This window comes from Clostridiaceae bacterium HFYG-1003, from assembly GCA_024579835.1.
Classification (GTDB): Bacteria; Bacillota; Clostridia; order Clostridiales; family Clostridiaceae; genus JG1575.
Window position 1 is genome coordinate 3260439 of the sequence record CP102060.1, and the last position, 12848, is coordinate 3273286.

At 54.2% G+C, this 12848-nt stretch carries 11 protein-coding genes; 10 read left to right on the top strand and 1 reads right to left on the bottom strand.

Annotated elements, in window-relative coordinates; translation table 11 throughout:
* The first annotated feature begins 189 nt into the window (after positions 1-189).
* Complete coding sequence (locus tag NQU17_14660; GenBank protein ID UUM11834.1) at positions 190-1251, top strand: hypothetical protein; 1062 nt, start codon at positions 190-192, stop codon at positions 1249-1251.
* A gap of 254 nt (positions 1252-1505) precedes the next feature.
* On the top strand, positions 1506-2996 hold the full coding sequence (locus tag NQU17_14665; protein UUM11835.1) for a Na/Pi cotransporter family protein: 1491 nt from the start codon (positions 1506-1508) through the stop codon (positions 2994-2996).
* 264 nt (positions 2997-3260) lie between these two features.
* On the opposite strand, the gene NQU17_14670 is transcribed toward NQU17_14665, so the two are convergent.
* Entirely contained in the window at positions 3261-4175 is a 915-nt protein-coding gene (locus tag NQU17_14670; protein UUM11836.1) for an SDR family oxidoreductase, read from the bottom strand.
* A 703-nt stretch (positions 4176-4878) separates the two neighbouring features.
* On the opposite strand from NQU17_14670, the gene NQU17_14675 reads away from it, so the two are divergent.
* The 8 genes from NQU17_14675 (at position 4879) to citD (ending at position 12847) form a co-directional block, all read left to right on the top strand.
* Positions 4879-5841: a GntR family transcriptional regulator gene (locus tag NQU17_14675; protein ID UUM11837.1), complete on the top strand. Its 963-nt coding sequence runs from the start codon at positions 4879-4881 to the stop codon at positions 5839-5841.
* Positions 5842-6137: 296 nt separating this feature from the next.
* Complete coding sequence (glmS, locus tag NQU17_14680) at positions 6138-6578, top strand: methylaspartate mutase subunit S (protein UUM11838.1); 441 nt, start codon at positions 6138-6140, stop codon at positions 6576-6578.
* Between the two features lie 4 nt (positions 6579-6582).
* Positions 6583-7968: a methylaspartate mutase accessory protein GlmL gene (gene glmL, locus NQU17_14685; protein ID UUM11839.1), complete on the top strand. Its 1386-nt coding sequence runs from the start codon at positions 6583-6585 to the stop codon at positions 7966-7968.
* Positions 7969-8044: 76 nt separating this feature from the next.
* Positions 8045-9529 carry a methylaspartate mutase subunit E gene (locus NQU17_14690; protein UUM11840.1) on the top strand — a complete coding sequence of 495 codons (1485 nt, stop codon included), beginning with the start codon at positions 8045-8047 and terminating at the stop codon, positions 9527-9529.
* Positions 9530-9633: 104 nt separating this feature from the next.
* Entirely contained in the window at positions 9634-10881 is a 1248-nt protein-coding gene (locus tag NQU17_14695) for a methylaspartate ammonia-lyase (GenBank protein ID UUM11841.1), read from the top strand.
* A 266-nt stretch (positions 10882-11147) separates the two neighbouring features.
* A complete protein-coding gene (locus NQU17_14700; protein ID UUM13533.1) occupies positions 11148-11990 on the top strand; it encodes a fumarate hydratase in 843 nt (280 codons plus the stop codon).
* Between the two features lie 10 nt (positions 11991-12000).
* Complete coding sequence (locus NQU17_14705; GenBank protein ID UUM11842.1) at positions 12001-12603, top strand: Fe-S-containing hydro-lyase; 603 nt, start codon at positions 12001-12003, stop codon at positions 12601-12603.
* Entirely contained in the window at positions 12590-12847 is a 258-nt protein-coding gene (citD, locus tag NQU17_14710; protein ID UUM11843.1) for a citrate lyase acyl carrier protein, read from the top strand. The genes NQU17_14705 and citD overlap by 14 nt, the downstream gene beginning before the upstream one ends.
* Position 12848 lies beyond the last annotated feature (1 nt).

Genomic DNA, 12848 nt, shown 5'->3' on the forward strand with positions numbered 1-12848 from the left:
TTTTTCATCAAATAAGACTTTTCTATAAAACTTCTCTTAACGTTTTCCGGTTTGACACTATTTTGAGATAATCGTTGCTATAATTATATAAAATATAACGATAGGAATAATATCAACGAAAATCGACTTCGCCTGACCGGATCCCCTCAGGGATCCAGCTCATCAAATAAGAACTGGAGGACGATGGATATGAATGAAACGCTCAAGCAGCCAATGAAGCAAACCGATGGAGCGAAACTCTCCCTGTTCATGCCGACACATCTCTCCGATCCTGAAAATCGTCAGGACCCCATCGTATTCAAGAATCTATTACGAGACGCCGAGGAAAAACTGAAGGAGTTCCCGGAAGGAACCCTGGTCCGGGTTATGGATGAATTAAACCAGCTCCAGAAGGACATCATGTTCTGGAACCGTACCAAGGGAGGCATTGGCATTCTCGCCTCAGAGGCCGAAACTCGGATTCATCATCTCACCTATCCTGTTCCGGCTTCGATCAAGATCGGCCATGAATTCCATGTCCTGCCCCTGTTAAGATATCAGGAAGGCGAACCGGAAGCATTCCTGGCTGATATCAGCCGAAACCGGCTGAGGCTCTATTACTTTGACGGACATACTGTAAAGGCGGTTCGTCCGGCGGGTCTGGAACAGGACTTTTATGACCTGTTTGACGACTTCGATCCGGATTCAGACGGAGGCTCCGGCAACTTCAACGGACTGGTCGGATCCTATCACGGCGGCTGGTCCAAAGCTGAAGAAGAGCGCAAGGACCGGGAAAAGTATTTCCGGTATCTGGATAACGCGTTTACCCGTCTGTACAAAGATCAGCCCATGCCCGTAATTTTGTCCGGAACAACGGAAAATCTTTCTGCCTTCCGGGAAATCGCCAAAGGCGACTTCTACGCGGAGGCAGCCATCGATAAACCGCTCGACTCTCTGAATGCCCATCAGATCCGGGATACCGTCACCAAAATCATGGAGGACCGGCGCAAGGCAAAATATCAGAAGACCACCGACATGGCCTCCGTGGCGCTGAGTGACAACCGGGCCGAGACGGATCTGGCTAAAATCCGCAAGCTGGCTCAGGAAGGGCGCGTCGCCGAATTCCTGGTCAATGAGCAGTACATCAGCGAGGATTCGCAGGAGTTGGACAGCCTCATCAATGATCTGACTGCGACCGGCGCGAAAATCAAGCCAATGGCTTACGAGGACGATTCCCGGCCGGAGCCGTACCTGGCGATCCTGCGCTATTGATCAGAATCCCGGAAAGAACCGGCATGACGACACTTCAATAATTTCTCCTGTTCACCCCCTTGTATGAACCACCCTCCGATCACTCCCCGGCGGACGCATTGCGATGCTTCCGCCGGGGAGTTTCATGTCAGAGGTGAACAGTCCGGATGGTTGGAGTATCGGAGCACTTCACCTCACCGGCCGGATTCCTGAAGAGCGACAGACAGGGAGTCCCTGTGGTAAAATCAGGCTAGCCAGTCTATGGGAGGATTGTCATGAAATTGAGTTTGGAGCTGCTGAACCTGTTTGGCAGCGTCGCCTTATTTTTATTTGGAGTAAAACTTTTAGGGGAGGGACTGGAAAGCGTCGCTCGGGGAAAACTGCGGGAACTGATCGGACGCCTGACGCAGAACCCGATGGGAGCTTTTGCTGTGGGTCTGTTTCTGACCCTGGTGCTGCAGTTTTCTTCCGCCACCGTGATTCTGGCCATGGGACTGGTCAATTCGGGGATCATTACCCTGGCACAGGCCGCCGGGATCGTTCTGGGGGCGAACTTAGCCACCCCGCTGAAAAATCATATACTGGTCTTTGATACCAGCTTTTTCATGCCGGTCTTTTTTCTGATCGGGGCGTATCTGTACATATTTGCCAAAGAAAAGAAGAAGCGGGATCTGGCACTGATCTTTCTTGGACTGGGCATCGTGCTTGCCGGCCTGAGATTTCTGGAGCTTTCCATATCCGTTCCGGAATTTGCCCACGATCTGGAAGGCATTACAGCCTCTTTGGGAGATAACTGGTTTTTTGCGCTGCTCCTGGGGATCGGCCTCACAGTGCTGCTCCAGTCTTCCTCTGCTACGCTGGCGATTCTGATCATGCTGGCAGCCAATGGTTCGATCAGTCTGTCCGCCTCTTTCCCTATTATTCTCGGGGCGAATCTGGGAACGACTTCCACCGCGCTGCTCTCTTCCATTGGCGCTCAGCGCGACGGAAAGCGCGTAGCCCTGCTCCATTTTCTGTTCAATCTCACCGGTGTGCTGGTGCTGCTTCCGCTGAGCGGAGTTCTCATTGAGCTTTCTGGCCGCTTTTCCAATGGCAGCCAGCCCCTGCAGATCGCCAATCTGCATCTGCTCTTTAATTTAGCCATGGTTTTGGTGGTATCCCCCCTGATCCGTCCGCTGATCCGGCTGACGGATATCCTGCCGGGACGCCGGCAGGATGTGGAGGTAACGACTTCGCCGCTGCTGGACAGCCGGATGATTACCTCACCGACCATTGCGGAGGAGCAGGTGATTCAGCAAACGCTGCGCATGGCCGACTATGCCCGGAAAAATATCCGGATGGCGGTGGATGCGTTCCTGCAGAAGGATGATCGGGACTTTGAGGAAATTCAGGGCAACGAAGATTACATCAACTACCTGGAGATTCAGATCACCAGCTTTCTGGTCAAGCTATCCGCGGCCGAACCCACCGAATCCGGCCAGGAAATCGTCAATCTGTATCAGTATGTGATTGAAGCGATCAATGTGGCGATTGACTCCTTCCGCTACGGCGACAAAAACCTGGCTTCAACCATCTATGATCTGGAACGTCAGATCGGCCGGCTCGAAGGGACCTATCGCGATCAGCACATCATTCGGCTCAATCGGGGCATATGCACGACCACTTCCGGCATCCTGTTCCTTGACGTGATTTCTCATCTGAAGCGGGTGGGGAACCACTGCGTCAATATATGCGAAGTCACCTTGAAAAGCCGGCACCTGCCTTAGAGTGGAACCGTCCCGACGGCTGCCGGTTTTGAAACTCAAAGGAATCATCAAACTAATATCAGTACCAAGAAAACCAGCCCCCCGTTCTTCCAGGTATCCGGAAGTACGGGGGGCTGACTGTCAGGCTGACTGATCTGACATCGAAGGGGCTGAGTGATTGAGTTGATATCGAAGGGATTGAGTGATTGAGTTGATATCGAATGGATTGACTGATTGAGTTGATATCGAAAGATCGGGCTGATTCAGAGGCCATGAAACGGAATGCTAACCGTTGATGATCTCACCGCCGTTGATGTGGATGGTCTGACCTGTGATAAAGCTTGAGGCATAGTCCCAGGCCAGGAAGACATAAGCCTCTGCCAGTTCCACCGGCTGTCCGGGACGATCCAGCAGGCCGCCGCGGCCGAAGTTATCCAGGCCTTCCCCGGAGAAGGTCGAGGGAATCAAAGGCGTCCAGATGGGTCCCGGCGCTACCTGATTCACCCGAATCTTCTGGGCGCCAAGGTTTGCGGCCAGAGCTCGGGTAAAACCGGCGATGGCTCCCTTGGTGGAAGAGTAGTCGATGAGCTGGTCATTGCCGCGGAAGGCAGTGATGGATGTGGTATTGATGATGCTGGCACCTTCCTTCAGATGGGGCAGGGCCTCCCGGGTCAGGCAGAACATGCCGAATATATTGGTGCGGAACGTATTTTCCAGCTGTTCATCGGTGATGTCCAGCAGGCTGGGCTGAGGGTGCTGTTCTGCAGCGTTGTTGACCAGGATATCCAGTTGACCGAATTCCTCCATGGTTCGGGCGATGATCTGCCTGGAAAACTCCGGAGTGCCGATGTCTCCGGCCAGTGTCACCACCCGGACGCCATGCTTCTCGCATTCCGCTTTCGTCAGGTCAGCGTCGGCATGCTCGTCCTTATAGGCTAACAGCAGGTGAGCGCCTTCCTTGGCGTAGGCGATGGCAACCGCCCGGCCGATGCCTGAATCACCGCCCGTAATAATGGCCACTTTATCTTTCAGCCGGCCATAACCCTTCACGCTGACATCTTCATAAATCGGTTCCGTCGCCATCCGGTTCTCTTTTCCAGGCTGCTCTGCCAGTTCTTCCTTAATAATTTCTTCCCCTTTCGGGAACAGCTCTGTCTTATTGTCTGCGGGATGCATCCCGCGTCCGGTTTTTCCTTCCATTGTTTCCTCCTTAGTTGATGTGTTGAATAGGTGTTGAATCGATCGTAGATCCGCCGCTGGCAGAGTGGGTGATCGCTGGTTGAATGGGGCTTGACAGGTTTTTGACAGGTACCTGACAGGCATTTGACAGCTCTTTGGCTGCATCCGCTGAGTATCGGCTGCGCCAGCAATATCGGGGCATGCGGGAGCATCCGCTGATCGGATGACAGACCAGGATTTGTTCCTGCCTGTTCTGCTATTATCCCATCAGTTTTTCAATGGGGAGTGAACTGACGTTTAACAATGATTGACGGAGCGGGAGGGTTTTGTTAACAACTGCCTTTCTTCCTAATTTTTGCTGTCATTCCCATCATTTGTTAAGTCAGAGGGGATGAGGCAGGGAAGAATCCCTGGGTAATTGTTAACAATTTGTAAACGAAGCGAAACCTGGGGGAATTTGGGTCCGAAAAAATGACGGGTTTTTTGAATGGAGGACCGTCCGATCTTGCAGAATTGGCCTGATATCCATTACACGACGTCATAAATCCCTTCATTTTGAAAAAACGAGTGACAACTTATGCACAAACTTATGCAATGGCACTTAATGGATTGATATAACTGAAAAAAGTAAAGGTTTTCAGTCTCCAATGGCCTGTAATGGTACTGAAATTTTGATTGAAATAATCAGGGTTCATACTATAATGGATTTGAATGGAGTGGGATTATGGAACTTGTTCTTAACAAAGGTTCAGGCATACCCCTGTATAAGCAGGTCAAGCATGCCATAACCGATAAAATCAGATCAAAAGAACTTTCTGCCGGCTTCAAGATGCCGACGGAACGAGAATTGTCCGAACATCTGAAAATCAGCCGCAATACCGTATCCGCTGCCTATAAGGACCTGGAAAAAGAAGGGCTTCTGATTTCAAGGCAGGGAAAGGGAACGTTTGTCGCCGAAGAATCGGACCGGATCATCCATGGCGAAGTTCATGAGCGGATTCTGCATCTGGTGGATGCCGGAATGAAGGAAGCTTTGGACTACGGCATGGAAGCGAAGGATTTCCTGCATCTGGTGGAACAGCGCGTCGAAGAGAAACTGGATCTGATCCGGACAGCCAGCGCGGTGTACATTGAGTGCAATACCGAACAGGCCAGGTACTTTGCCCAGCAGATCGAAGCAGGGACGAACATGAAATGCGATCCTCTGACCATCGCCGACCTCATTGAGATGACGGATGAGACCAGACTGCTGCTGTATAAGGCCAAAGTTATTGTTTCAACCTTCAACCATGTCCCCGAAGTGCTCGAGTATGTTGAGAGCTTCGGCAAAACCGTCCTTGGGGTCGCGATCAATCCCGACCTGAAGACCATCGTTCGGATCGCCCGCCTGCCGCGGGAGACCAGGCTGGCTTTTGTCTGCATCTCCGATGAATTCAAAAGCAAGGTGCAGCAGGCATTCGACAATGCCGGTCTGACCGATCTGGATCTGGTGTATACCAATACCCAGGACCCAGACCAGCTGGAACGGATTCTGGCAGACAGGGATCAGATCATCGTATCACCCGGTCGTTTCCGGGACGTCAGGACCTATGTCGAACAGGAGCGGATCATTCCCTTCCTGTACAACCTGGATGAAGGCACACTCAAGACCCTCAAGCAGAATCTCCTGGAGCTGAACATCGTCTGATGCGATCCGGCCCAGACGAGGGAAGGGGTTCACAGTCACCGTTCTCATTCATTGAAATCACAAGACCATGAAGACAGAAGAAGAAACAGAAGAAAATAACAAACGAAAATAACGAACGAAAATAACGAACGAAATAACAGAAGAAAATAAGAGACATTAACACAGCCGAAAGAACCAGACCGAGAGGTCAGGCAAAAGAAACTGAATAAAAGAAGAAACAGACCGAACAATCCACAGAAGAAGAAATAGACGAAGCAGTAAAAAAAGATAAAAAAGGGAAATCAGGAAGGATCAACATGGAAAAGAAGAAACTGGTCATAGGTGTCATTGGTGCAGACTGCCATGCAGTCGGAAATAAGATTCTGGATTACACGTTCTCAGAAGCAGGCTTTGAAGTCGTCAACGTGGGCGTTTTGTCCTCCCAGGAAGATTTCATCAATGCCGCCATCGAAACCGATGCGGATGCCATCATTGTCTCCTCTTTGTACGGTCATGGGGAAATCGACTGCCGCGGCATGCGCGACAAGTGCAATGAAGCCGGACTCAAGGACATCCTCCTTTATGTCGGGGGCAACATCGTAGTCGGCAAGCAGAACTGGGATGAAGTGCATGCCCGGTTCAAGGATATGGGATTTGACCGGGTTTACAAGCCCGGAACACCGGTGGAACAGGATATCGCGGATCTGAGGGTGGATCTTAAAATGGATGTGCCGGCTCGGGAAGGAGCAGGTGCATAGGCGAATGGAATATTATCTTCTCATCGACTTCGGGTCAACTTACACCAAGCTGACAGCCGTAGATACCGAGAAAGAAGAAATTGCCGCCACCGCCAAAGCCATCACCACGGTAGAGACCAACATCATGGATGGGTTCAATACCGCCATGGAGGAGATCCATGCAAAGTTAGGCAGGCAGGCTCACTATATTAAGAAGCTTGCCTGTTCTTCTGCAGCCGGAGGCTTGAAAATGGTGGCCATCGGTCTGGTGCCGGATCTCACCGCGGAAGCAGCCAAGCGCGCTGCCCTGGGTGCCGGAGCGCGGGTCATCAAAACCTACAGTTTCAATCTTTCATCGGACGAAATCAGTGAAATCAGCCAGCTCAAGCCGGATATTATCCTGCTGGCCGGCGGAACCGACGGGGGGAACAAGGAAACCATCATTTTCAACGCGGGAATGCTGGCCGGTTCCTACATCCGAAAACCCATCATAGTGGCCGGCAACAAAAGTGCCCGGGACGAAATCCGGAAAATCTTTGACCAGTCCAATATGGAATACTACATCACCGACAATGTCATGCCCCGCCTCAATGTGCTGGATGTGGATCCGGCCCGGGAAGCGATCCGCAAGGTCTTCATGTCCCGGATCATCCAGGCCAAGGGCATGGGCGAAGCGCAGAACTTCATCTCGGGCATCCTGATGCCCACACCGCAGGCGGTGCTCAAGGCAGCGGAAGCCCTGTCCCAGGGGTCCGACGAGGAAGAAGGCATCGGGGATCTGATCGTTGTCGACATCGGCGGCGCGACCACCGACATTCATTCCATCTGCACCGGCATGCCGACCAAACCGGGCGTCACCTTCCGGGGGTTGGAAGAGCCCTTCGCCAAGCGAACGGTGGAAGGGGACCTGGGCATGCGGTATTCCGCTCTGTCCCTGTTTGAAGCGTCATCCACCAGGGAAATGAAGAAATACCTCAGCAACAAGGACCAGGATGTGGAAGCCGAATGCCGGCGCCGGTCCCAGAACATCCGGCTCGTCCCGACGACGGAGGATGAAAAGGACTTTGATCAGGCCATGGCCAAGATTGCCACCGATCACTCCATGTCCCGTCATGCCGGCACGGTGGAAGCCGTTTACTCGCCCATGGGCATCATGTACTCCCAGGAGGGCAAGGATCTCTTGGAAGTGCGCTATATGATCGGAACCGGCGGAGTCCTGATCCATTCGGAACATCCGCATGAGATACTCGAAGCCGGCACCTATCGCCAGGATGAGATCAACGCCCTAAAGCCGGTGAAGCCGAACTTTCTGGTGGACAAAGAGTATATTCTGTCTGCCATGGGACTTCTGGCCGAAGAGGATAAGGATCTGGCCGTGCGCATCATGAAGAAATATATCGTCAACGGGTAACAGGCTATGGAGGGGAAGTCCATTCCAAATGCCGCAGGAAATAGAAAAATAGAGAAACAACGGGAGTGAACAATTCATGAGAAAACTGGAAAATAAAAAGCTGACCGAAGCCGAATTTTTCGAGGAACGCCAGGAAGTCCTCGCTCAGTGGCCGACGGGCAAGGATGTCAACCTGCAGGAAGCGGTGGACTTTCTGAAAGCTCTGCCGGATCACAAGAACTTTGCCAAGAAGCTGCGCTGGGCCAAGGAGAACCGGCTGACGCTGGCTCAGCCCAGAGCGGGTGTCGCCCTGATCGATGAGCACATCGAGCTGCTGCGCTACCTGCAGGATGAAGGCGGAGCGGACCTGCTGCCCTCCACCATTGACTCCTATACCCGCCAGAACCGGTATCACGAATGCCAGATCGGCATCGACGAATCCATCAAAGCCGGCCGAAGCCTGCTCAACGGATTCCCGGTCGTCAACCACGGCGTTCATGCCTGCCGCAAGGTGCTGGAATCCGTCAACCTGCCGCTGCAGGCCCGTCACGGCACACCGGACGGACGTCTGCTGGCAGAAATCATTCACGCCGGCGGCTGGACCTCCAATGAAGGCGGCGGAATTTCCTACAATATCCCTTACGCCAAATCCGTGCCCATGGAAAAGACTGTCCTCGACTGGCAGTACTGCGACCGTCTGGTCGGCTTCTACGAGGAGCAGGGCATTCAGATCAACCGCGAACCATTCGGTCCCCTGACCGGAACCCTGGTTCCGCCTTCTACCAGCAACGCGGTTGCCATTGTGGAAGCTCTCCTCGCAGCGGAGCAGGGAGTCAAGAACATCACCGTCGGTTACGGCCAGTGCGGCAACGTCATTCAGGACGTGGCAGCCATTCGTGCCCTGGAAGAGCAGACCAAGGAATACCTTGAAATGGCAGGACACAAGGACGTGTTTGTCACCACCGTGTTCCATCAGTGGATGGGCGGTTTCCCCGAGGATGAATCCCGGGCGTTCGGCCTGATTTCCCTCGGAGCTATGACAGCGGCATTGTCCGGAGCCACCAAGGTTATCGTCAAGACCCCGCATGAAGCGGTCGGTATTCCTACCAAGGAAGCTAACGCGCAGGGCATCAAGGACACCAAAATGGTTCTGTCACTGCTTCAGGGACAGCGCCTGCCGTCCTCCCTGGAACTGAAGAACGAAATCGAACTGATCAAAGCCGAAGTTCAGTGCATCGTTGACGCCGTCTACAAGGTCGGTCACGGCGATCTGGCCATCGGAACGGTCAAGGCCTTTGAAATGGGCATCATGGATATCCCGTTCGCTCCCAGCAAATACAACCAGGGCAAGATGATGCCGGCCCGCGACAATTCCGGCGCCATCCGCTACCTGCTGTTCGGCAACATCCCCTTCAGCGATGAAGTTAAGGACATCAACCGGACCAAGCTGAACGAGCGCGCTGCCTTTGAAAAGCGCAACATCGGCTTCCAGATGACCGTTGACGACATCTATGCCGTCGGCCGCGGCCGCCTGATCGGACGCCCGGAAACCAAGAAGGATAATATCTACAAGCCGGAATAACCTCCAGGATTATTTACTGATACCCGGATCACGGGATCGCCTGATCCCGTGATTCGATTCAAATAAAAAACAACCCAACCACTTGAGGAAAGAAGGAGTTTCAAATGAAGATCATCGACGTTGTTTTATCAGAAGGGACTACAGGCTTTTACTTTGACGATCAGAAAGCCATTAAGAAGGGCGCAGGCCACGACGGATTCTTTTACACCGGCGAAGCCGTTACCCCAGGCTTCTCCAAGATCCGCCAGAAGGGCGAAGCCATCTCCGTGATGCTCGTACTCGAAGACGGACAGGTAGCCCTGGGCGAATGTGCTGCCGTGCAGTACTCCGGAGCCGGCGGCCGGGATCCGCTGTTCCTGGCACAGGATTTCATTCCGGTCATCGAATCTGAGATCGCGCCCAAGCTGATCGGACGGGAACTGACTTCCTTCCGGGAACTGGCTGAAGAAGTCGATGCGATGGAGCATAACGGCAAGAAGTTCCATACCGCAATCCGTTACGGCGTCACCCAGGCGATTCTGGATGCCGTGGCCAAGAGCCAGCACCGCACCATGGCCGAAGTCGTGGTGGATGAATACCAGACCGGCGTCGAACTGAAGCGGATTCCGATCTTTACTCAGTCCGGCGATGACCGCTACAACAACGTAGACAAAATGATCATCAAGGGAGCCGATGTCCTCCCCCACGCCCTGATCAACAATGTGGAAGAAAAACTCGGCCGCAACGGCGAGATCCTGAAGGACTATGTGCTCTGGCTCAGACAGCGTATTTCCGAGCAAAAGCAGAGCGAAGGCTATGAGCCGATCCTGCACATCGACGTATACGGCACCATCGGACAGGCCTTTGCCAACGACTTCAAGCGCGTGGCTGAATATGTTGCCGAGCTCGGCGAAATCGCCAAGCCCTACCACCTCCGGATCGAAGGACCGGTCGATGTGGATGAGCGCGAAGCTCAGATCAAGGCCCTGGCTGAAATCACCCGTTACCTGGCCGAAGCCGGATCGGACGTGGAGATCGTAGCGGACGAGTGGTGCAACACCTACGAAGACGTCGTGGATTTTGCCGATGCCAACGCCGGCCACATGCTCCAGGTCAAGACACCTGACCTGGGTGGCGTCAACAACACCATCGAAGCCCTGCTCTACTGCCGCAAGACCGGCAAGGGAGCATACAGCGGCGGAACCTGCAACGAAACCAACCGTTCCGCTGAAATCCTGACCAACATCGCCATGGCCTGCGGAGCCACTCAGTGTCTGGCCAAACCGGGCATGGGCGTCGATGAAGGTTACATGATCGTCAACAATGAAATGAATCGGGTCCTGGCCCTGAGCCGTCGCAGAAAGAACAGCTAAGCACAGGCGATCCCCGGCTGGACCGGAACCAGCAAAGGCCTGCCAGCAATGGCAGGCCTTTGACGAAACCAGACATATGGCGTAAGCTTGATTTTGGCAAGACCGAATCAGGAGAAAAGCCGGGTGATCCGAAGGCCGGCTGCGATTCATCCCGATTACCGGCTGCCGGGCTGACTGTCCGGCCGAAGGCGCCAAACTGAGAACCGATATCGTGCCGCGAGGCGCAAGAACGAGAAGATCCCGGAGAGGAGAACGACATGAGTACAATCAGAGAAATCAATGTGGGCGAAGTGACCAAAGCTGTCCGTCAGCTGGCCATGGACGCCAATTATTATCTGCCGGAGGACGTCAAGGGCCGTCTGGTAGAGTCCCAGAAGAAGGAAAAATGGATCCTGGCCTCGGATACCCTGGGCCGGATCATCAACAATGCGGACCTGGCCGCTCAGGAACAGCTGCCGATGTGCCAGGATACCGGCATGGCTGTAGTATTTGTTGAACTGGGTCAGGATGTCCATCTGGTGGGCGGCACGCTGGAAGACGCCATCAATGAAGGCGTTCGCCAGGGCTATGCCGACGGTTTCCTGCGCAAGTCCGTGGTGGAGGATCCCCTCAACCGGATCAATACCAAAGACAATACCCCGGCCGTCATCAATCTGTCCCTGGTTCCGGGCGACCGCCTGAAAATCCAGGTCGCGCCCAAGGGTTTCGGTTCAGAAAACATGAGCCAGATGAAGATGCTCAAACCTTCGGACGGTCTGGCCGGCGTCAAGGAATTCATCCTGAAAGTCTGCCGGGAAGCCGGACCCAATGCCTGCCCGCCCATCGTGGTCGGTGTCGGCCTGGGCGGAACCTTTGACAAGGCGGCTGCCCTGGCCAAGAAGGCGCTGATGCGCCCGCTGGATCAGCCCAATGCCAAACCCTTCTACCAGGACCTTGAAGCGGAGCTGCTGGATGAGATCAACCGCCTGGGCATCGGCCCTCAGGGCTATGGCGGACAGACGACAGCCATTGCCGTAGCCATCGAATACTACCCGACCCATATCGCCGGCCTGCCGGTTGCTGTGAACATCAACTGCCACGCGACGCGGCACAAGGAAATCATTTTATAGGAGGGGCACCATGGAACAACATGTACATCAGAAAGAGGATCAAGTGAAGCGCATCCTGGCCCCGCTGACCCGTGAAGCCATCGCTTCGCTGCGGGCCGGGGACATCGTGCTTTTGTCCGGCGTCATCTATACCGGACGCGACGCCGCCCATAAGCGGCTGGTGGAAGCCCTGGACCGGGGCGAGACCCTGCCCTTTGAACTGAAGGACCAGGTCATCTATTATGTCGGACCCACCCCGGAAAAGCCGGGCCAGATCTTCGGCTCTGCCGGGCCCACCACCAGCTATCGCATGGACGCCTATGCGCCGCGGCTGCTGGATTTAGGCCTGAAGGGCATGATCGGCAAGGGCTATCGCAGTGACGAAGTCACCGAATCCATTAAAAAGAACGGGGCGGTCTACTTCGGCGCCATCGGTGGTCTGGGGGCCATCATCGGCAAGAGCGTTCGCGAAGCGGTCATCATCGCGTATGAAGACCTGGGAGCGGAAGCCATCCGCCGACTGGTCGTGGAAGATCTTCCCCTGACGGTTCTGACTGACAGCCAGGGCAATGACCTCTATAAGATCGGACAGGCTCAGTACCTGGAATGGAGGGAATCCCATGACGCTGAATAAACCGGCCAAAGCCGGATCCCTGGAATCCAATGACATTCTGATCCAGGTCTATCCGGCCGCCGATCGGACCATTGAACTGGAATCACCGGTCAAGCAGCAGTTTGGTGACGCCATCCTGGCCGTCATCAATGAAGTGCTGGATGAAATGCAGGTGGAAGCGGTCCGGGTTATCGCCAAGGATCGCGGGGCACTGGATTTTGCCATCCGGGCCAGAGTGCGCACCGCGCTGGAAAGGGGGGCATAAG